This is a genomic window from Micromonospora sp. U56 (assembly GCF_018070095.1).
GTDB classification, from domain to species: Bacteria; Actinomycetota; Actinomycetes; order Mycobacteriales; family Micromonosporaceae; genus Micromonospora; species Micromonospora purpureochromogenes.
On record NZ_JAGPYL010000011.1, the window covers coordinates 52,456 to 72,316 of the forward strand.

Consider the following 19,861-nt stretch of genomic DNA (forward strand, 5'->3'; position numbering starts at 1 on the left):
GGCCCCCGACGGCGACGGGGTGGGGGTTAGTCGAGGCGGGTGGTGCCGGGGGCGGGGAGGACCGTGACGTGGGCGGGGGCGGGGAAGCCTCGGTCGGCGTAGGCGGTGGCGACGGCGCGGGCCACGGGGTCGGACTGGTCGGAGTGGACCAGGGCGAGGACGCAGCCGCCGAAGCCGCCGCCGGTCATCCGGGCGCCGAGCGCGCCGGCCGCCAGGGCCGTCTCGACCGCGGTGTCGATCTCCGGGACGGTGATCTCGAAGTCGTCCCGCATGGAGGCGTGCGAGGCGGTGAGCAGCGGGCCGATCTCGCGTACCCGGCCGGCGCGGAGCAGGTCGACGGTGTCCAGCACCCGCTGGTCCTCGGTCACCACGTGCCGGACCCGGCGGCGGATCTCGTCGTTGTCGAGCCGGGCCAGTGCGGCGTCGAGGTCGGCGAGCGGTACGTCCCGCAGCGCCGGCACCCCGAGCAGCGAGGCGGCCCGTTCGCAGGCGGCGCGGCGGGAGGCGTACTCGCCGTCGGCGTGCCGGTGCGGCGCGCGGCTGTCGATGACGAGCACGGCCAGCCCTGCGGCGTCGAGGTCGAACGGGATGTGTTCGACGGCCTCGGTGCGGCAGTCCAGGAAGAGGGCGTGCCCCTCGCGGCAGCGGATCACCGCCGACTGGTCCATGATGCCGGTCGGCGCGCCGACGTAGGCGTTCTCGGCCCGCTGGGCCAGCCGCGGCTGCCTCTCGGCGGGCAGGTCCAGCCCGCCCAGGTCGACCAGGGCGGCGAGCACCGCCGCCTCGATGGCCGCCGAGGAGGAGAGGCCGGAGCCCACCGGTACGTCGGAGGTGATCGCCAGCCGGGCACCGGGCACGTCGTACCCGGCCTCGCGCAGCGCCCAGACGACCCCGGCCACGTACGCCGCCCAGCCGGTGACCCGGCCCGGCTCGTCGACCTCGGCGGCGCCGAACTCCACCGCCTCGTCGGAGAGCTCCGACCGGACCGTCCACCGCTCACCGGGCCGCGGGGCGGCGGCGACCACGGTCCGCAGGGTCAGCGCGAAGGGGAGCACGAAGCCGTCGTTGTAGTCGGTGTGCTCGCCGATCAGGTTGGCCCGGCCGGGAGCCGCCCAGCGGCCGGCGGGCGGCTCGCCGTACGCGGCGTGGAAGCCGGCGGCGGCGCGGGCCGCGACGTCGCCCGCCGCGGCCCCGGGTGGCGCGGTCTGCGCGGCCGGCCCGCTCATCGCTGCCCCAGCACGTGCGCGCGGTAGAAGGCCCAGGCGTCGCCGACCATGTCGTGCAGGGTCGGCTTCTCCGGCGTCCAGCCCAGCTCCTCGCGGGCCAGCGCCGAAGAAGCGACCAGCTCGGCCGGGTCGCCCTCGCGGCGCGGAGCGATCTCCACCGGCAGCGGGTGGCCGGTGACCTCGCGGACCACGTCGACCACCTGGCGGTTGGTGAAGCCGTTGCCGTTGCCCAGGTTGTAGATCCGGTGCCGGCCGGGCACGGCGGCGCTGAGCGCCAGCAGGTGGGCCCGGGCCAGGTCCGCCACGTGGATGTAGTCGCGCACGCAGGTGCCGTCGACGGTGGGGTAGTCGTCGCCGAAGAGCTGGAGCTTCTCCCGCCGGCCGGCGGCGACGTCCAGCGCGATCGGGATCAGGTGGGTCTCCGGGTCGTGCCGTTCGCCGATCGCCAGGTCGTCGCGGAGGTACGCCCCGGCGACGTTGAAGTAGCGCAGCGAGACGGCGGCCAGGTCGTGGGCGATCGCCTCGGAGGTGAGCGCCATGTCGACGGCGAGCTTGGTGGCCCCGTACGTGTTGGTGGGGGCCTTGACCGCGGTCTCCGGGATGGGCAGCTCGGTCGGGTTGCCGTAGACGGCGGCGGTGGAGGAGAAGACCAGCCGGGGTACCCGCGCGGCGCGGACCGCGTCGATCAGGGCGATCGAGCTGACCGTGTTGGCGTGCCAGTACAGCTCCGGGCGGACCATCGACTCGCCGGCGGCGATCAGCGCGGCGAAGTGCAGCACCCCGTCGAAGCCGGCCTCCGGGGTGAGCACCCGGGCGGCCTCGTGGACGGGCAGCTCGACGTGGGTGGCGTCCGGCGCGAGCGCGGCCCGGTGGCCGGTGCGCAGGTCGTCGAGGACCGTCACGCCGTGGCCGTTGTCGAGCAGCATCCGGGTCACCACGCTGCCGATGAAGCCGGCGCCGCCGGTGACGAGCAGTTTCACGTCGGGTCCTCCTGCCTGGCCGCGTCCCGTCGCGGCCGTTCGTGATCACCCTACGGCCGCACGCTGTGCCCGCGCTCAGCGTCCCGGCCCGCCTCATTCCATCATGAACCTTCACGACTGAACAGATCCGAACATCGCCGGTCGGCGGTGACGCGCAGCCTTACCATCTCTTCCATGCGGGAAGCGGGCAGTCCCGGGCTGCGTCGACGCGTGTCGGGGCGGCCCCGACGCCGGCCCGGGCCGATCGCCCGGACGGTGGCCCGGCTCGTCGTCCGGGCCGCCGACGGCGCCACCCGCCTCGTCACCGACCTGCTCGGCGCCAGCCCGGCGGCCGGTCGGGAGCGGATCAGCGAGGACGAGCTGCGCGACCTCGTCGCGGCCAACACCCGGCTCCACCCGGACGAGCGGCGGATCATCGACGAGGTGCTGGTGGCCGGCGCGAGCCTGGTCCGCGAGGTGATGATGCCCCGCACCGAGGTCGTCTTCCTCTCCGCCGGGCTGACCATCGCCGAGGCCGAGCGGGTGGTCCGGGCCGAGACGCACACCCGCTACCCGGTGGTCGACGGCACCCAGGACGACGTGGTCGGCTTCGTGCACCTGCGGGACGTGCTGCTCCGCCCCGACCTCGACCCGTGCACCACCGTCGGCGAGCTGACCCGCGAGGTCAAACAGCTGCCCGGCAGCAAGCGGGTGCTCGCCGCGCTGACCGAGATGCGCAAGGAGGGACACCACCTGGCGGTGGTGGTCGACGAGTACGGCGGCACCGCCGGCATCGTCACGTGTGAGGACCTGATCGAGGAGCTGGTCGGGGAGATCCACGACGAGTACGACGGCGACCCCGAGCCCGCGCACGCGGGCCTGCCCGCCGTGGTGGACGGCCGGCTCAACCTCGCCGACTTCGCCGAGCGCACCGGGGTGCCGCTGCCCGTCGGGCCGTACGAGACGGTCGGCGGCTACCTGATGGCGGCGCTCGGGCGGCTGCCGGTGGCCGGCGACGAGGTGCCGGTGTCCCCGGTCGACGCCGAGGCGCCGGACGAGCCGGTCGACGGCTGGCTGCTGCGGGTGCTGGCCCTGGAGGGGCGCCGGGTGTCCCGGGTCGCGGTCTCCGCGGCGCGCCTGCCCGAGCAGCGGCGCGAGGTCACCACCCCCGCCGCGCCGGCGGCGAGCCGACCCGCCGGCCCGTCATGACGTACGCCGGGCGTTGCTGACAGAATTGCCGTCATGTCCGACGTTCCCGCCCGCCCGCGCGTCTTCTCCGGCATCCAGCCGACGGCCGACTCGTTCCACCTCGGCAACTATCTGGGCGCGGTGCGGCACTGGGTGGCGCTGCAGGAGACCCACGACGCGTTCTACTGCGTGGTCGACCTGCACGCGATCACCGCGGGGCACGACCCGGCGGTGCTGAAGCAGCGCTCCCGGGTGGCCGCCGCGCAGCTCTTCGCGGTCGGGCTCGACCCGGAGCGCAGCACCCTGTTCGTCCAGTCGCAGGTGCCCGAGCACTCGCAGCTGGCCTGGGTGCTCGGCTGCATCACCGGTTTCGGCGAGGCCAGCCGGATGACGCAGTTCAAGGACAAGTCGCAGAAGCAGGGCAGCGAGCGGGCCAGCGTCGGCCTCTTCACGTACCCGATCCTGCAGGCCGCCGACATCCTGCTCTACCAGGCCAACGCGGTGCCCGTCGGCGAGGACCAGCGCCAGCACCTGGAGCTCTCCCGCGACCTGGCGCAGCGGTTCAACTCGCTGTTCGGCCCGACCTTCACCGTGCCCGCCCCGCACATCGTCAAGGACACCGCGAAGATCACCGACCTGCAGGACCCGACGGCGAAGATGTCCAAGTCGTCCTCCTCGCCGGCCGGCATCATCGACCTGCTGGAGGAGCCGGCCCGCTCGGCCAAGAAGATCCGCTCCGCGGTCACCGACACCGGCCGCGAGATCGTCTTCGACACCGAGACCAAGCCGGGCATCTCCAACCTGCTGACCATCTACTCGGCGCTGTCCGGCCGGAGCATCGACGACCTGGTCGCCGCGTACGCCGGCAAGGGCTACGGCGACCTCAAGAAGGACCTGGGCGAGGTGGTCCGGGAGTTCGTCACCCCGATCCAGGAGCGCACCCGCGCCCACCTCGACGACCCGGCGCAGCTGGACAAGCTGCTCGCCGCCGGCGCCGAGAAGGCCCGCGCGGTCGCCGCGCCGACGCTGCGCGCCGCGTACGACCGGATCGGGTTCTTCCCTCCGGTCCGCTTCGAGTAGCGGCTCCGGGCCGACGGGTACGGGTGGAGGGGTGGCGCGGAGCGTGGATCGCAGGGACGGGGCGCCGGTGGACGGCGGCACCATCCAGATCGGGATCGCGGTGGACGTCCCGGAGCCGTGGGGTGGCATGCTCACCCGGCGCCGGGCCGAGTCCGGCGACCCGCAGGTGGTCCCGGCGCACGTGACGCTGCTCGGGCCCACCGAGATCCCGGTGGCGGCGCTGCCGGCGGTCGAGGAGCACCTGAGCCGGGTGGCCGCCCGGCACCTGCCATTCACCCTGCACCTGCGGGGCACGGGCACGTTCCGGCCGGTGACCCAGGTGGTGTTCGTGACGGTGGCCACCGGGATCAGCGAGTGCGAACTGCTCGCCGCCGCCATCAACGCCGCACCCGAGCTGCGCCGGGAGGCCCGCTTCCCGTACCACCCGCACGTCACCGTCGCGCAGGACGTCGCCCCCGAGGCGCTGGACCGGGCGTACGAGGACCTGGCCGACTTCTCGGCCATGTTCGAGGTGGACTCGTTCACGCTCTTCTCGCACAGCGGTGCGACCCGGTGGCAACCCCGCCGGGACTTCCGGCTCGGCGGCTGACCGGGCCGGTGGCCACAGGCCCGCCCCGCGGCGGGAGATCGGCGAGGATGACGTGGTGGAGGCGTGGGGCCGGCTGACGGGCGGGATCGACCGCCGGTTCACCACGGCCCGGCACCGGTGGCCCCGCTTCGACCACCTCTGGCGGGCCATCGACCTCTACACCAACGTGCTGGGCGGGCGGCTGGCCGCGGCGATCGCCTACTACGGGTTCTTCGCCGTCTTCGCGCTCGCCCTGGTGGCGTACTCGATCTTCGGGGCGATCCTGGAGGACAACGATGAGGTCAGCGACGCCGCCGCCGACTTCCTGCGGGAGAACCTGCCGTTCCTCGACCCCGGGCAGATCGCCGAGAGCAGCAACACCGTCGGAGTGATCGGCCTGGTCATCCTGGTCTTCACCGGGATCGGCTGGGTGGAGGCGATCCGCTCCTCGCAGCGGCTCATGTACGGCTTCAACCAGCAGCCCGGCAACCTGGTGGTGCGCCGCCTGGTCGACCTGGGTGTGCTGGTGCTGGTCTTCGTGATGCTCGGCGTCTCGGTGGCGGCCGTCGACGCCCTGGAGTCCCTGCTGCGCTTCCTGCTGCGGGCCACCGGCTCGGTGGGGCTGACCACGGTCAGCGCGGCGCTCAGCGTGGTGGTCAACGCGGTGCTGGCGACGGCGCTGCTGGTGGCGGTGCCCCGGCTGCGGATGAGTCGCCGGCGGCTGCGGCCGGTGGTGCTGATCGTCGCGGTGGGCATCACGCTGCTCAACACCGTCGGGCGCTACTACGTGGTGCGGACCGAGCGGAACCCGGCGTACACGGTGGTGGCCGGCGCGGTCGGGCTGCTGCTCTACCTGTACCTGCTCAACCAGCTGGTGCTCTTCGGCGCGGCGCTCGCCGCGACCAGCCGGCACGGGCGGGTGGTCGACCTTTCCGACGGGCCCGTCCCGGCGGACCTCGACGTCGAGACGGACCCGGACACCGATCCGGGGACCCCGGGAGGGGCGGGCTGACGTGCTGATCGAGATCGACCCGGGCTCGGCGGTGCCCCCGTACGAGCAGGTGCGCGGGCAGTTGGCCGCGATGGTCGGCGACGGGCGGCTGCCGGTGGGCACCCGGCTGCCGCCGGTGCGCCAGTTCGCCGCCGAGCTGGGGCTGGCGGCGAACACCGTGGCGCGGGCGTACCGGGAGCTGGAGGCGGCCGGGCTGCTGGAGACCCGGGGGCGGCACGGGACGTACGTCGCGCCGGGCCGCGACAACGCGACTGACCGGTTGCAGCGGGCGGCGGCCCGGTACGCCGACGAGGCGGTGCGGCTGGGCGTGCCGCCGGATCGGGCACTCGCCCTGGTCCGCGCCGCTCTCGACGCCGCCCGCCCAGGCTGAGTCGACGGACGAACAGGTCAGGAAACCGACCGATGCGCGAACCGGCAGTTGCCGCAAATGCCACTCACCTTTCGGCTGTGACCGGCCATGATGAGCGCGTGGGCGCACTCGTGACGTTGGACCTGCCGGACGACTCGCCGATGCTCGGCCTGCCGTGGATCATCACGTTCGGCCCGCTCGGCGACCCCGCCGAGTGGGAGCCGGTGGTCTGCGGCCCGTACGAGCGCCCGCACGCCCTGGCGCTGGCCGAGGCGGTGGTGGCCGAGGAGCAGCTGATGGCGGTGGTCGAGCCGCTGGTGCCGGCGTTGTCGGCCGAGGAGGTGCGCGGCGAGATCGCCGCCGCGCAGATCGCCGCCGAGGACGAGGCGGCCCGGATCGACGAGTCCGACCTCTACGGGGACTTCGAGGACGTGATCGACGAGGAGTTGGAGCAGGCGGCCGCGCGCGCGGAGCACCCGGTCGCGCCGCAGCCGGCCCCCAGCGAGGACGAGCTGCGGGCCGGTTTCGAGCGGATCTCGGAGCTGCTGCGGCGCAAGGGCCGCTGACCCGTCAGCGGGGCGGGCCGTCCAGCACGCAGAACTCGGGCCGAGGAGGACACCGGCGCCCCGGGGAACTCCCCGAGGCGCCGGTGCCACCTCACCCCCCACCACAAGGGGTCGGCAGGCCCAGTCGCCCGTCGGCGCGGGGCACAACGGACGACCAGGTCAATGGCGGGTTACCCGGCTCAGCGCCGTTCGAACCACGCAGCTGCGTCCACCGGCAGGAGATGCCCCGGTCCCTGCTTGGTGAGGCCCTCGCTCGCGACGAGCGGCCGGCCGTACCCCTCGACGGGGGCCGGCGCGCCGCTGATGTTGACCACGCAGGTCAGCGTGGTCCCGCCGCCGGTGCGGCTGAAGGCGAGCATGCCGGGCCCGCCCTCCAGCCAGGTCACCCCGCCGGTCGTGCCGGCCAGCGCCGGGTGCTCGTGCCGGATCCGCAGCGCGGCGCGGTACAGCTCCAGGGTGGAGCCGGCGACGCCGGTCTGGGCGGCCACCGAGAGGGCACGCCAGGTCGCCGGGGCCGGCAGCCAGCTCAGCTCGCTGCCCTCCGGGCCGAAGCCGTACGGGGCCAGCTCGCCGCTCCACGGGATCGGCACCCGGCAACCGTCGCGGCTCTCCCCGGTACGCAGGAACGCCGGATCCTGGCGCAGCTCGTCGGGGAGGTCCAGCACCTCGGGCAGGCCCAGTTCCTCGCCCTGGTAGACGTAGGCGCAGCCGGGCAGGGCCAGCATCAGCAGGGCGGCGGCCCGGGCCCGGCGCAGGCCGACCTCGCCGTCGCCGTACCGGGTGACGTGCCGCTGCCGGTCGTGGTTGGACAGCACCCAGGTGGTCGGGGCGCCGACGATGGTGGACTCGGCCAGCGCGGTGTCGATGACCTTGCGGAACGAGTCGGCCGACCAGGTGGCGTCGAGGAAGTCGAAGCTGAACGCCTGGTGCAGCTCGTCCGGGCCGATGTAGCGGGCCAGTCGCTGCGGGGTCTCCGCCCACGCCTCGGCCACCGCCATCCGGCCACCCGGGTAGCTGTCCAGGATCGGCCGCCAGGCGCGGTAGATCTCGTGCACCTCGTCCTGGTCGAAGTAGGGCAGGCGGCCCTTGCCGAGCAGTTCGGACTGGCGCTGGCCGGTGGTCATCGAGCTGAAGCCGACGTCCGGCAGCCCCTCGGCCTTGATCATTCCGTGCGCCACGTCGATCCGGAACCCGTCGACGCCGCGGTCCAGCCAGAAGCGGAGGACGTTTTCGAACTCGGCGCGCACCCGCGGGTGCCGCCAGTTCAGGTCGGGCTGGGCCGGGTCGAACAGGTGCAGGTACCACTGGCCGTCCGGCACCCGGGTCCAGGCCGGGCCGCCGAAGATGCTCTCCCAGTCGTTCGGGGGCAGCTCGCCGTGTTCGCCCCTGCCGTCGGCGAAGAGGTAGAGCTCCCGCTCCGGTGAGCCCGGGCCGGCGGCCAGCGCGGCCTGGAACCAGGGGTGCGCGCTGGAGGTGTGGTTGGGCACCAGGTCGATGATGATCCGCAGCCCGAGGGCGTGCGCGTCGGTGATCATCGCGTCGAAGTCGGTGAGCGTGCCGAACAGCGGGTCGACGTCGCGGTAGTCGGCGACGTCGTAGCCGGCGTCGACCTGCGGCGAGGTGTAGAAGGGGGTCAGCCAGAGCGCGTCGATCCCGAGGTCGCGCAGGTACGGCAGCCGCTCCCGGATGCCCCGGAGGTCACCGACGCCGTCGCCGTCGGCGTCGGCGAAGCTGCGGACGTAGACCTGGTAGACGACCGCGGACCGCCACCAGTCGGCGTCGGCGGCCGGCGGTGCCGGGTTGGTGGCGTCGGTCATCGGTGACGATCCCCGTTCTTTGGCGCGGGACGGCGAGCACCCGCGCACGGGTGGGTGGTGGGCGCGGATGTCAGTGCAGAATGCCGCCCGGTTGCTGCAAGAGTCAAGCATTCCTTGCGCAAGAAATGATGGCCCGCCCCCTCCGGCGGGCCTGGCGGCCCGGTGCGGGCCGTCCCAGCAGGCGGGGGCGGCACCGGGACGGCCGCCGTCGTGGCGGCCGTCCGGGGCGCTCGGGTCGGTCAGGCCGGGACGGCGAGGGCGGGCGGCGTCGGCCGGTGCCGGGTGCCGCCCTGGACCGGGTTGGCGCCGGCCGGCCGGACGACCGCGGTGGAGCCGCGTACCACCAGCTCCGGGCGGAACTGGTACTCCGAGTGCGGCGCGGCGTGGCCGTTGATCTCGTCGACCAGGGCCCGCACCGCGGCGACCGCCATCGCGGCGACCGGCTGGCGCATGGTGGTCAGCGGCGGATCGGTGAAGGCCATCAGCGGGGAGTCGTCGTAGCCGACCACCGAGAGGTCATGCGGGACCGACATGCCGCGCTGCCGCGCCGCCCGGATCGCGCCGAGCGCCATCAGGTCGGAGCCGCAGACGACGCCGGTGACGCCGCGTTCGATGAGCCGGCCGGCGGCCGCCTCGCCGCCCTCCACGCCGAAGAGCGAGAGCTCGGCCAGCTCGGCCAGGTCCTGCTCGCCGGCGCCGGCGAGCCGGGTCATCGCGGTACGCCAGCCGGCCACCTTGCGCTGCACCGGCACGAACCGGTCCGGGCCGGTGATCAGGCCGATCCGGCGGTGGCCGAGCGCGACCAGGTGTGCGACGGCCAGCTCGGCGGCCTCACCGTCGTCGCAGGAGACGAAGGGGGCGGCGACGTTCGGGACGTACCCGTTGATCATCACGACGGGCAGCGGGCGGGCGATCAGCGCGCGGTACCGGTCGTGGTTGGCGGCGGTGTCGGCGTGCAGGCCGGAGACGAAGACGATCCCGGAGACCTGCCGGTCCAGCAGCATCTCGACGTACTCGTCCTCGGTGACCCCGCCGGGGGTCTGGGTGCACAGCACCGGGGTGAACCCGCTCTGGGCCAGGGTCGACTCGATGACCTGGGCGAACATCGGGAAGATGGGGTTGTCCAGCTCCGGGACGACGAGCCCGACGAGCCCGGCGCTGCGCTTGCGCAGCCGGGCGGGGCGCTCGTAACCGAGCACGTCGAGGGCGGTCAGGACGGCCTGCCGGGTCTCGGGGGCCACGCCGGGGCGGTCGTTGAGCACCCGCGACACCGTGGCCTCGCTGACTTCGGCCTGCTGGGCGATGTCGGACAGTCGAGCGCGCATGGCGGAACCTTAGCTCACCGGCAAGTTCTTGCGGGCACTCCTGCAAGCCCTTCCATTCCCTGCAACCTCTTGCTAACGTCCCCGCAACATGCGAGAGCAGCGGCGCAGCACCGCAGCGCCGGTTGGCAAAAACTTACAGAGGTTCCCACTGGCGGGCCGCCCTTCCCCCGGCGCTCGCCACAACGACAGGAGTACCGATGCGCATCCGTACCGCGGGTGTGGTCGCCGTTCTCGGTCTGGCGCTCGCGGCGTCCGGCTGCGGCGACAACAGCAAGGACGAGCCGGCCGCCAAGGATTCCCCCAAGGCCGCGAGCGGCAAGCTCGTCATCTGGGCCGACGACAAGCGGGCGGCGGCCCTCAAGCCGTTCGGTGAGAAGTTCGGCCAGGAGAACGGCGTCACCGTCGAGGTGCAGGCCGTCTCCAAGGACCTGCAGACCAACTTCGTCACCGCCTCCCAGCAGGGCAGCGGCCCGGACGTCGTGGTCGGCGCGCACGACTGGATCGGCAACCTGGTGCAGAACGGCGCCATCGACCCGGTGCAGCTCGCGGCCGAGCAGAAGAGCGCCTTCAACGAGACCGCCGTCAAGGCCGTGACCTTCAACGGTCAGGTCTACGGCGTGCCGTACGCGACCGAGAACATCGCGCTGATCCGCAACACCGAGCTGGCCCCCGAGGCGCCGAAGACGATCGAGGACCTGGTCGCCTCCGGCAAGAAGCTCAAGGCCGAGAAGAAGGCCAGCGAGATCCTCTGCCTCCAGTCCGGACAGAACGGCGACGCGTACCACATCTACCCGCTGTACACCTCGGCCGGCGGCTACCTCTTCGGCACCGCCGCCAACGGCGACTACGACCCGAAGGACCTGGGCGTGGGCAAGCCGGAGTCGATCGCGGCGTTCCAGAAGATCGCCAAGCTCGGTGAGAAGGGTGACGGTGCGTTGAAGCGCTCCATCACCGGCGAGAACTCGATCGCCACCTTCACCGGCAAGAAGTGCGCCTACCTGGTCTCCGGCCCGTGGGCGATCGCCGACGCCAAGAAGGCCGGCATCAAGTACGACATCTCCCCGGTCCCCGGCTTCGCCGGTGGCAAGGAGGCCCAGCCGTTCGTGGGCGTCCAGTCGTTCTACGTCGCCGCCAAGGGCAAGAACAAGGCCCTGGCCCAGGAGTTCGTCACCAACTACGTGACCAAGCCCGACCTGGCCGTGGCGCTGTACAACGCCGAGCCGCGTCCGCCGGCGCTGACCGCCGCCTTCGACCAGGTCAAGGGCACCGACCCGGACCTGGCCAAGTTCTCCGAGGCCGGCAAGAACGGCCAGGTGCTCCCGGCGATCCCGGCCATGGCCGCGATCTGGGACCCGTTCGGCAAGGCCGAGGCCGCCGTCATCGGTGGCGCCGACCCGACCAAGACCGTCACCGCCGCCGGCAAGACGATCTCCGGTCAGATCAAGTAATGAGCGCGTCGCTGTCCGGCCCGGGGTCTGCCACGCAGACCCCGGGCCGGGAGCCCGCCCGCTCCGGGCTCCCGCGCAAGTCCCGTGACGCGCGGCACCACGCGCCGATCACCCTGACCGGCCTCCTCGTCAAGGTGGTCCTGCTCGGCCTGGTGGCCGGGATCGCGATCTGGGCGGCCTTCCCGCTCATCGAGGCGAAGCTCTGGGTCGGCCTGGCCGTCCTGGTGGCGACCACCGTCGCCCTGTTCTACCTCTACCTGACTCCCCGGCACATCCCGGCCAAGTACCTGATCCCGGGCACGATCTTCCTGATCGTGTTCCAGGTCTTCCCGGTGCTCTACACCGCCAGCACCGCCTTCACGAACTTCGGCGACGGTCACCGCGGCGAGAAGTCCGACGCGATCGTCGCGATCCAGAGCTCGTCGGTGAAGCAGGTCCCCGGCTCCACCCAGTACCCCCTCTCCGTCGCCACCAAGGGCGACCCGGCCACCGGGCCGCTGGTCTTCCTGGTGACCGACCCGAAGAGCGGCACCGTCTCGGTCGGTGACGCCGAGGGGCTCAAGGAGCTCGACCCCGGCCAGGTCACCGTGGCGACGGGCGGCAAGGTCACCGCCGCCGAGGGCTACACCGTCCTGAACTTCGGCCAGGCCAGTGCCCGCAGCAGTGACATCACCGAGTTGGTGGTGCCGACCGCCGGTGGGGCGTTGCGCTCGTCCGGCCTGTCCCGGGCGTACGAGGGGACCGCGGTCCGCGCCTACGACGAGTCCTGCGACTGCATCAAGGACAGCGAGAGCGGCAAGACCTGGACCGCCGACGAGTCGGTCGGCTCGTTCGTCGCCGCCGACGGCGAGCGGCTCGCCCAGGGCTGGAAGGTCAACGTCGGCCCGGAGAACTTCGGCCGGGTGCTGACCGACCCGAACATCTCCGGCCCGTTCTTCGGCACGCTGGTCTGGAACTTCGCCTTCGCGATCGGCTCGACCGGCTTCACGTTCCTGCTCGGCCTGGGCATCGCGCTGGCCCTGCACTCGCCCCGGATGCGCGGCACCAACCTGTACCGGGTGCTGCTGATCCTGCCGTACGCCATGCCGTCGTTCGCCATGCTGCTGGTCTGGCGGGACATGTTCAACACCGACTTCGGCCTGGTCAACAACCTGTTCGGGCTGAGCGTCGACTGGTTCGGCGAGACGTGGTCCGCCCGGATCGCGGTGCTGCTGGTGCAGCTCTGGCTCGGTTACCCGTACATGTTCCTGGTCGCCACCGGCGCGCTCCAGGCCATCCCACGGGAGCTGACCGAGGCCACCTCGGTCGACGGCGCAAGCCCCTTCCAGTCGTTCAAGGCGGTCACCCTGCCGCTGCTGCTGGTGGCCATCTCGCCGCTGCTGATCGCGTCGTTCGCGTACAACTTCAACAACATCAACGCGATCTGGTTCATGACCGAGGGTGGCCCCTTCCCCGCGGACAACCCGCGAAGCGGCGCCACCGACCTGCTGATCACGTACACCTACCGGTTGGCCTTCGGCGCTCAGGGCGCCGAGTACGGCATGGCCGCCACCGTCTCGATCTTCATCTTCGCGATCGTGGCCGTCGTGTCGGCGGTCAGCTTCTCGCGTACCCGCAAGCAGGAGGAGGTGTACTCGTGACGATCCACGCCGACGTGCCCGTGGCCAACCGCAACGCGACGGGCAGGTCCAGGGGCCGCTGGTTCACCCAGGTCGGTTGGCGGCACCTGGTCGGGGTGTTCGCGGTGGCGTTCAGCCTCTTCCCGATCGTCTTCGTCATCTCGGCCGCGCTCAACCCGCTGGGCACCCTGTCCTCCACCGAGCTGCTGCCGACCGGGGCGTCGTTCGAGAACTTCACCAACCTGTTCGCCAAGACGGCGTTCGCCCACTGGTTCCTAAACTCGCTGCTGCTCGCCGGGGTGGCCAGCTTCGCGTCGATCTTCCTGTCGGCGCTGGCCGCGTACGCGTTCTCCCGGATGCGGTTCGCCGGCCGCCGGGTCGGGCTGCTCACGCTGCTGCTGATCCAGATGTTCCCGCAGTTCCTGGCGATCGTGGCGATCTTCCTGATCTTCACCACGGTCACCGACCTGTGGCCGTCGATCGGCTTCAACACCCCGTGGGGCCTGTTCCTGCTCTACATGGGTGGCGCGCTGGGGGCGAACACCTGGCTGATGAAGGGCTTCTTCGACACCCTGCCCAAGGAGCTCGACGAGTCGGCCACCATGGACGGCGCGTCGCACGCCCAGGTCTTCTTCCGGATCATGCTGCCGCTGGTGGCGCCGATCCTGGCGGTGACCGGGCTGCTCGCCTTCATCGGCTCGATCAACGAGTTCATCCTCGCCAACGTGTTCCTCACCAACACCAACTCGAAGACCCTCGCGGTCGGCATGTTCGGCCTGGTGGCCGGCGAGCGCAACAACAACTTCGGGATGTTCGCGGCGGGCACGCTGCTCACCGCCATCCCCACCGTGCTGGTGTTCCAACTCCTCCAGCGCTACATCGTCTCCGGCCTCACCGCCGGAGCCGTGAAGGGATGAATCGGATAGGTGGCCGCTCTTCGCGCAGCGCGAGCTGAGTGGTCCGGGTCCGTGCAAGGGCCGGGGTGAGTGGTCCGGGTCCGTGCAAGGGCCGGGGTGAGTGGTCTGGGTTTGCGCGGAGCTGGACCGCTCAGCCCGAGCTGCGCGGGCAGCGCCCACCCCTCCGGTAAATCGCTGCGGCAAGGGCGTCGGGACGACGTGCACCGGAGCAGTCACGGGTTGGTCGCCGCAGCCGGGAGACCGGTCGCGGCGGGTTGCCCCTCTCGCCCCGTCCGGCCCACGCGAAAGGTCTCTCCGTGTCCTTGCAGCCGCACCACGACGGATCCGCCCTGTACGTACCCGAGCAGGAGCCGGCGCTCGGTCAGAGCGTGCCGGTCTTCGTCCGGGTCCCGGCGGGCGCCGACGTGCGCACCGTGCACGTGCGGACCACCGGCGACGGCGAGCCCCGGTTCGCCGAGGCGGTGGTCGACCGCACCGAGGGTGGCGAGGTCTGGTGGCGGGCCGACGTCGAGGTCCGCAACCCGGTCAGCAACTACCGCTTCATGCTCTCCGAGACCACCGGCTACCGCTGGCTGAACGCCGCCGGCGTGGTCTGCCACGACGTGCCGGACAACGGCGACTTCAAGCTGGTCAGCTACGCCCCGCCGCCGGCCTGGGCGCGGGACGCGGTGATCTACCAGATCTTCCCGGACCGGTTCGCCCGCTCCGCGGCCGCCACCGGCCGTACGCCGCCGGAGTGGGCGATCCCGTGCGACTGGGACACCCCGGTGATCGGACGCGGCCCGGAGACGCCGTACCAGTTCTACGGTGGCGACCTGGACGGCGTCACCGAGCGCCTGGACCACCTGGCCCGGCTCGGCGTGAACACCCTCTACCTCACCCCGATCTTCCCGGCCCGCTCGAACCACCGGTACGACGCGGCCAGCTTCGACACCGTCGACCCGCTGCTCGGCGGGGACGCCGCGCTGGCCCGGCTCGCCGATGCCGTCCGGGCCCGGGGCTGGCGGCTGCTCGGCGACATCACCAGCAACCACACCGGCGACGCGCACGAGTGGTTCACCGCCGCCGCCTCGGACGTGCGGGCCACCGAGCGGGAGCTGTACTACTTCGACGAGGCCACCGGGGACTACGAATCGTGGAACGGAGTCAAGTCGCTGCCGAAGCTGAACTGGGGCAGCGCGGAGCTGCGCCGGCGTTTCGCCACCGCCGACGACTCGCTGCTGCGGCGCTGGCTGCGCCCGCCGTACGGGCTGGACGGCTGGCGGGTCGACGTGGCCAACATGACCGGCCGGCGCGGCGCGGACGCGTACACCCACGAGGTGGCGCGGCTGCTGCGCGAGGTGGTTGCCGACACCCGCCCCGACGGCCTGCTGCTCGCCGAGCACGGCCACGACCACACCGGCGACCTGGACTCCGACGGCTGGCACGGGACGATGAACTACGTCGGCTTCACCGACCCGGTCTGGTCCTGGCTGCGGCACGGCGACGAGCCGGTGCCGAACTTCCTCGGCACCCCGGGCGGGGTGCGGCGGCGGGACGCCGAGGCCGTGCTGGCGACCATGGACACCTACCGGTCGCTGATCTCCTGGCGCTCGTACACCCACTCGTGGCAGCTGCTCGGCTCGCACGACTCGGCCCGGATCCGCACCGTGGTCGGCGACGCCGCCCGGCAGGAGGTGGCCGCCGGCCTGCTCGCCACCATGCCGGGTACCCCGGTGGTCTTCGCCGGGGACGAGCTGGGGCTGACCGGCACCAACGGCGAGGGTTCGCGGACCCCGATGCCGTGGCACCGGCCGGAGAGCTGGGACCGGGCCACCTTCGCCGCGTACCGGGGGCTGCTGGCGCTGCGCCGCGACGAGCCCGCGCTGCGCCACGGCGGCCTGCGCCGGGTGCACGCCGACGCCGACACCCTGGTCTTCCTGCGCGAGGCCCCGACCGGGGCGGTGCTGGTGCTCGCCCGCCGGGCCGCGGGCCGGCCCGTCCGGCTGACCGGCCTCGGGGCGGGGGAGAACGCGTACGGCGGCGCCCCGGCGCTGCGCCCGGACGCCGACGGCGTGGTCACCCTCCCCGCCGACGGCCCCACGTTCCAGGTCTGGCGGCTGTCCTGACCCGGGCCCGCCCGGCGCGGCTCAGGCGGCTGGCTGGCCGAGCAGGGTGCGCACGCCGGCGAGGTAGCTGCGGCGGTCCGGCCGGCCGGTGAGCACCTTCTGCATCAGGTAGCCCGGGACCAGGCCGAACAGCGCGGTGCCGACGGCCTCGGGGTCGGCGTCGGGGGGCAGCTCGCCCGCCTCCTGGGCCCGCCGGGCCAGCAGCGTGAAGCGCTCCCGGAAGCCGCTGTACGTCGCGTTGACGAACGCCGCCAGCGCCGGGTCGCGCAGCGACTCGCTCCACACCTGGATCGCCAGCGGCAGGATGCCGTCCTCGCCGGCCTGCGCGTCGACGTAGGTCAGTGCCCGGTCCAGCGCCTCGACCAGGGGCAGCGGCGGCTCGGCGGCGGCCAGCTCGGCGAAGACCACGTCCGCCCCGCCGATCACCGACTGGGCGATCGAGGTGATCAGGTCGTTCTTGCTCGGGAAGTAGCGGTAGACCGCGCCGACCGACAGCCCCGCCTCGGCGATCACGTTCTGCATCGAGGTGTTGTGGAAGCCGTCGCGCAGGAAGCAGCGCCGGGCCGCGTCGAGGATCTGCTGGCGGCGGGCCGCGAGGTGGGCGTCCGATACGCGTGGCATGACCCACAGTGTAAAACGAACGCTCGTTCTTGACACCTGACACCTCCGGAGCGCAGGCTGGCTTAAATAGAACGAGCGTTCGTTTTAAGGAGTGTGGGCATGTCCCGGTCACCCCGGTCCCCGATGCTGCTCGCCGTGCTGGCCGCCGCCCTCGCGGTGGCGGCGCAGGCGCTGCTCGTACCCCTCTTCGCGGGGCCCGCCGCGAACCTGGCACCGCGCGACCTGCCGGTCGCCGTCGCCGGGCCGTCGCCGGCCACCGCGGAACTGGCCGGCCGGCTGGCGGCGGCCCGTCCCGGTGCCTTTGTCGTCACCGAACTGCCGGACGCCGCCGCAGCCGACCGGGCGCTACGCGACCGCGAGGTGTACGCCGCGTTCGTCGTCGGCCCCGACGGCGTCGGGCTGCACACCGCCCCAGGTGCGAGCCCCACCGTCGCCGCCCTGCTCACCGAGGCCGCCGCCGGGCTCTCCGGCGGACGGCCGGTGCCGGTGACGGCGGTGGTGCCGGCCGACCCGGACGACCCGCGCGGGGCCGGTTTCGCCGCCGGCTTCCTGCCGCTGGCGCTGACCAGCATGCTCGTCGGCGTCCTGCTCACCGTCGTGGTCACCGGCCGGCGCGCCCGGCTGGTCGGGCTGGTCGGCTACGCCCTGCTCGCCGCGCTGGTCGGCACCGCCGTGCTGCACGGCTGGCTCGGAGTGATCGGGGGCGACCCGGCGGCCGAGGCCGCCGCGATCGGGCTCTTCGCGCTCGCCGCCGCCGGTGCCGTCGCCGGGCTGGGCGCGCTGCTCGGCGGCCCCGGGCTCGGCCTCGGCGCGCTGCTGGTCTTCCTGGTCGGCAACCCGCTCTCCGCGGTCAGCGCCGCGCCGGAGCTGCTGCCGCAGCCGTGGGGCGCCGTCGGGCAGTTCCTGCCGGTCGGGGCCGGCGGAACGCTGCTGCGCTCGGCCGCCTTCTTCGACGGTGCGGGCGCGGGCCGCTCCGTCGCCGTGCTGGCCGGCTACGCGGTGCTCGGGATCGGCCTGGTGCTGCTCGGCCGGCGTGGCTCACCCCGGACGGCCGCCGCCGAGATCACGGTATGAGCTCAGCCCGGCGGGGCGGCTACTACAAACTGTCGTTGGCGGGGGAGGATGGCCGGCGTGGAAGCTCTTCGGCTGGTACTTCTCTACGTCCATCTGATCGGGTTCGCGCTGCTGCTCGGCGGCGCGATCGCCCAGTACGCCAGCGGCCGGCTGCGGATCAACGCGGCCATGCTCTGGGGCTCGGTGATCGGTCTGCTCACCGGCATCGGCCTCGCCGCCCCGTTGCGTGAGGGCGACGAGCCGGCACCCGCGAAGCTTGTTACCAAGTTGGTGCTGGCTCTGCTGATCTTCGTCATGGTCTTCTTCTCCCGGAAGCGGGATCAGGTCAACCGCGGGCACTTCCTCGCTATCGTCGGGTTGACGCTGCTCAACGCCGCTGTCGCGGTGTTCTGGAGGTAGCCGTCCGGACCCGCTCGCGGGCCCGGGGAAAGGGACTTTCGGGACAGCGGGCCGGTCACGTACCAGCACTCTGAGTGATCTGCCCCACGCCAGGGTTACGCCGGGATAACAGGCGTTCAACAGTCGTGCACGATTGGCGGCCGGTGGGTGGGCGCGGGCGTACGCTCCCGTCCGTAACGTGGGATGCCGGCAGCGCAGCGCTGGTCGGTTCAAGGGCTGCCACCGCACGAGGCGCGGTGTGCAATGGGAAGGAGACGTCTTGCGCTCTGTGCGTGGGATGCGGATCGCCTCCGCGATCGTGGCGGGTGGGCTCGTGCTGGCCGCCGCCGCGTGTGGTGAGGCCCCCGAGGACGACAACAACGCCGGCAACGGCGCCAAGAAGTACAGCGCCTGCATGGTGACCGACGTCGGTGGCATCGACGACAAGTCGTTCAACACCTCCGCCTGGAAGGGTCTCCAGGAGGCCAAGAAGGCGAACGACAACATCGACATCAAGTACGTCGCGTCGAAGGCCGAGGCGGACTACGAGGTCAACCTGACCGGGTACGTCAACCAGAAGTGCGACTTCATCCTGGCCGTCGGTGGCCTGATGTCGGACGCCACCAAGAAGGCCGCCACCTCGAACCCGAACCAGCAGTTCGGCATCGTGGACGCGAACCCGGGCGTGGACAACATCTACCCGATGCAGTTCGACACCGCCCAGGCCGCCTTCCAGGCCGGCTACCTGGCCGCCGGGATGAGCAAGGCCGGCAAGGTCGGCACCTACGGTGGTCTGCCGATCCCGCCGGTGACCATCTTCATGGACGGCTTCGCCGACGGCGTGGCGCACTACAACAAGGCCAAGGGCAAGAACGTCCAGGTGCTGGGCTGGGACAAGGCGACCCAGAAGGGTCTCTTCACCAACGACTTCGTCAAGCAGGACGAGGGCAAGAAGGTCTCCGACGCGCTGGTCGCCCAGGGCGCGGACATCATCATGCCGGTCGCCGGCGGCGCCGGTCTCGGCACCACCGCCGCGGCCCAGGCCTCGGGCGGCAAGTACTCGGTCATCTGGGTGGACGTCGACGGCTGCGAGAGCACCCCGAACTGCCCGGCGCTGGTGACCACCGTCGTCAAGAACATCCCGGACGCCGTCAAGGAGGCCGTGCTCAAGGCCGCCGGTGGCGAGAAGCTCCAGTCCAAGCCGGGCTTCGTCGGCAACCTGGCCAACAACGGCGTCTCGATCGCCCCGTACCACGACTTCGAGAGCAAGGTCCCGGCCGAGCTCAAGGCCGAGGTCGACAAGATCAAGGCGGACATCGCCGCCGGCACCATCACGGTCACCTCGAAGGCCCAGCCGACCAAGTGACCGCCTCCCCGGCCGCCGCGATGGGATCATCGGCAGCGGAGGCCGGCGGGCACCAGGCATGACGATCGGCCGCCTCGGCGTACGTGGGACACCCCGCGTGCGCCGGGGCGGCCGATCCGCTCCACCCGGTCGGCCGGCCCCGTCGGCCGGCCGACCGGCAGCTAGGCTGCACCATCGCTCGCACTCCAGGAGGTTGCGCTGAGACTCGAACTGCGCGGCATCACCAAGCGGTTCGGTGAT

18 protein-coding genes are annotated in these 19,861 nt (G+C 72.4%); 13 read left to right on the top strand and 5 right to left on the bottom strand.

Features of this window, described 5'->3' with window-relative positions; all coding sequences use genetic code 11:
- Positions 1-26: 26 nt before the first annotated feature.
- Both galK and galE read right to left on the bottom strand, forming a co-directional pair.
- Complete coding sequence (gene galK / locus KBX37_RS06930) at positions 27-1,226, bottom strand: galactokinase (protein ID WP_210775086.1); 1,200 nt, start codon at positions 1,224-1,226, stop codon at positions 27-29.
- Positions 1,223-2,152, bottom strand: coding sequence for a UDP-glucose 4-epimerase GalE (gene galE, locus KBX37_RS06935; RefSeq protein ID WP_247657203.1), 930 nt, complete (start codon positions 2,150-2,152; stop codon positions 1,223-1,225). Before galE ends, galK begins: the two co-directional genes overlap by 4 nt.
- A gap of 228 nt (positions 2,153-2,380) precedes the next feature.
- Here galE and KBX37_RS06940 point away from each other — a divergent pair, with 228 nt between their 5' ends.
- The 6 genes from KBX37_RS06940 (at position 2,381) to KBX37_RS06965 (ending at position 6,948) form a co-directional block, all read left to right on the top strand.
- Positions 2,381-3,394, top strand: coding sequence for a hemolysin family protein (locus tag KBX37_RS06940; RefSeq protein WP_210775088.1), 1,014 nt, complete (start codon positions 2,381-2,383; stop codon positions 3,392-3,394).
- 33 nt (positions 3,395-3,427) lie between these two features.
- Positions 3,428-4,453 carry a tryptophan--tRNA ligase gene (trpS, locus tag KBX37_RS06945; protein ID WP_210775089.1) on the top strand — a complete coding sequence of 342 codons (1,026 nt, stop codon included), beginning with the start codon at positions 3,428-3,430 and terminating at the stop codon, positions 4,451-4,453.
- A gap of 43 nt (positions 4,454-4,496) precedes the next feature.
- Complete coding sequence (locus KBX37_RS06950; protein WP_307848982.1) at positions 4,497-5,042, top strand: 2'-5' RNA ligase family protein; 546 nt, start codon at positions 4,497-4,499, stop codon at positions 5,040-5,042.
- A gap of 55 nt (positions 5,043-5,097) precedes the next feature.
- The gene (locus tag KBX37_RS06955) at positions 5,098-6,033 is read left to right on the top strand and encodes a YihY/virulence factor BrkB family protein (protein ID WP_210775120.1); all 936 of its coding nucleotides are present in this window, start codon (positions 5,098-5,100) and stop codon (positions 6,031-6,033) included.
- A gap of 1 nt (position 6,034) precedes the next feature.
- Complete coding sequence (locus tag KBX37_RS06960) at positions 6,035-6,403, top strand: GntR family transcriptional regulator (protein WP_210775091.1); 369 nt, start codon at positions 6,035-6,037, stop codon at positions 6,401-6,403.
- A gap of 98 nt (positions 6,404-6,501) precedes the next feature.
- Positions 6,502-6,948: a hypothetical protein gene (locus tag KBX37_RS06965; protein ID WP_210775092.1), complete on the top strand. Its 447-nt coding sequence runs from the start codon at positions 6,502-6,504 to the stop codon at positions 6,946-6,948.
- 179 nt (positions 6,949-7,127) lie between these two features.
- Here KBX37_RS06965 and KBX37_RS06970 read toward each other — a convergent pair whose 3' ends face one another.
- Positions 7,128-8,765, bottom strand: coding sequence for a glycoside hydrolase family 13 protein (locus KBX37_RS06970; RefSeq protein WP_210775093.1), 1,638 nt, complete (start codon positions 8,763-8,765; stop codon positions 7,128-7,130).
- Between the two features lie 239 nt (positions 8,766-9,004).
- Positions 9,005-10,090, bottom strand: a complete 1,086-nt coding sequence (locus tag KBX37_RS06975; protein WP_210775094.1) for a LacI family DNA-binding transcriptional regulator — start codon at positions 10,088-10,090, stop codon at positions 9,005-9,007.
- Positions 10,091-10,287: 197 nt separating this feature from the next.
- Between KBX37_RS06975 and KBX37_RS06980 the strand changes: the two genes are divergently transcribed.
- The 4 genes from KBX37_RS06980 to KBX37_RS06995 all read left to right on the top strand — a co-directional run bounded on the left by KBX37_RS06980 (position 10,288) and on the right by KBX37_RS06995 (position 16,182).
- On the top strand, positions 10,288-11,538 hold the full coding sequence (locus KBX37_RS06980) for a maltose ABC transporter substrate-binding protein (RefSeq protein ID WP_154939705.1): 1,251 nt from the start codon (positions 10,288-10,290) through the stop codon (positions 11,536-11,538).
- Complete coding sequence (locus KBX37_RS06985; RefSeq protein ID WP_210775095.1) at positions 11,538-13,178, top strand: ABC transporter permease subunit; 1,641 nt, start codon at positions 11,538-11,540, stop codon at positions 13,176-13,178. The genes KBX37_RS06980 and KBX37_RS06985 overlap by 1 nt, the downstream gene beginning before the upstream one ends.
- Positions 13,175-14,074: a sugar ABC transporter permease gene (locus KBX37_RS06990; RefSeq protein ID WP_210775096.1), complete on the top strand. Its 900-nt coding sequence runs from the start codon at positions 13,175-13,177 to the stop codon at positions 14,072-14,074. The genes KBX37_RS06985 and KBX37_RS06990 overlap by 4 nt, the downstream gene beginning before the upstream one ends.
- A gap of 296 nt (positions 14,075-14,370) precedes the next feature.
- Positions 14,371-16,182: a glycoside hydrolase family 13 protein gene (locus tag KBX37_RS06995; protein WP_210775097.1), complete on the top strand. Its 1,812-nt coding sequence runs from the start codon at positions 14,371-14,373 to the stop codon at positions 16,180-16,182.
- Between the two features lie 21 nt (positions 16,183-16,203).
- Here KBX37_RS06995 and KBX37_RS07000 read toward each other — a convergent pair whose 3' ends face one another.
- Positions 16,204-16,803, bottom strand: coding sequence for a TetR/AcrR family transcriptional regulator (locus tag KBX37_RS07000; RefSeq protein WP_210775098.1), 600 nt, complete (start codon positions 16,801-16,803; stop codon positions 16,204-16,206).
- A 99-nt stretch (positions 16,804-16,902) separates the two neighbouring features.
- Between KBX37_RS07000 and KBX37_RS07005 the strand changes: the two genes are divergently transcribed.
- The 3 genes from KBX37_RS07005 to KBX37_RS07015 all read left to right on the top strand — a co-directional run bounded on the left by KBX37_RS07005 (position 16,903) and on the right by KBX37_RS07015 (position 19,621).
- Positions 16,903-17,877 (top strand): hypothetical protein, encoded by a 975-nt coding sequence (locus KBX37_RS07005; RefSeq protein WP_210775099.1) that lies wholly within the window; start codon positions 16,903-16,905, stop codon positions 17,875-17,877.
- 57 nt (positions 17,878-17,934) lie between these two features.
- On the top strand, positions 17,935-18,276 hold the full coding sequence (locus KBX37_RS07010) for a hypothetical protein (protein ID WP_210775100.1): 342 nt from the start codon (positions 17,935-17,937) through the stop codon (positions 18,274-18,276).
- A gap of 277 nt (positions 18,277-18,553) precedes the next feature.
- Complete coding sequence (locus KBX37_RS07015; RefSeq protein WP_210775121.1) at positions 18,554-19,621, top strand: BMP family protein; 1,068 nt, start codon at positions 18,554-18,556, stop codon at positions 19,619-19,621.
- Positions 19,622-19,861 lie beyond the last annotated feature (240 nt).

Coding starts and splice junctions, on each gene's coding strand:
- KBX37_RS07015 (WP_210775121.1), top strand. CDS start 18,554: ATGCGGATCGCCTCCGCGATCGTGGCGGGTGGGCTCGTGCTGGCCGCC.
- galE (WP_247657203.1), bottom strand. CDS start 2,152: ATGCTGCTCGACAACGGCCACGGCGTGACGGTCCTCGACGACCTGCGC.
- KBX37_RS07005 (WP_210775099.1), top strand. CDS start 16,903: ATGTCCCGGTCACCCCGGTCCCCGATGCTGCTCGCCGTGCTGGCCGCC.
- KBX37_RS06985 (WP_210775095.1), top strand. CDS start 11,538: ATGAGCGCGTCGCTGTCCGGCCCGGGGTCTGCCACGCAGACCCCGGGC.
- KBX37_RS06975 (WP_210775094.1), bottom strand. CDS start 10,090: ATGCGCGCTCGACTGTCCGACATCGCCCAGCAGGCCGAAGTCAGCGAG.
- KBX37_RS07000 (WP_210775098.1), bottom strand. CDS start 16,803: ATGCCACGCGTATCGGACGCCCACCTCGCGGCCCGCCGCCAGCAGATC.
- KBX37_RS06980 (WP_154939705.1), top strand. CDS start 10,288: ATGCGCATCCGTACCGCGGGTGTGGTCGCCGTTCTCGGTCTGGCGCTC.
- trpS (WP_210775089.1), top strand. CDS start 3,428: ATGTCCGACGTTCCCGCCCGCCCGCGCGTCTTCTCCGGCATCCAGCCG.
- KBX37_RS06940 (WP_210775088.1), top strand. CDS start 2,381: ATGCGGGAAGCGGGCAGTCCCGGGCTGCGTCGACGCGTGTCGGGGCGG.
- KBX37_RS06970 (WP_210775093.1), bottom strand. CDS start 8,765: ATGACCGACGCCACCAACCCGGCACCGCCGGCCGCCGACGCCGACTGG.
- galK (WP_210775086.1), bottom strand. CDS start 1,226: ATGAGCGGGCCGGCCGCGCAGACCGCGCCACCCGGGGCCGCGGCGGGC.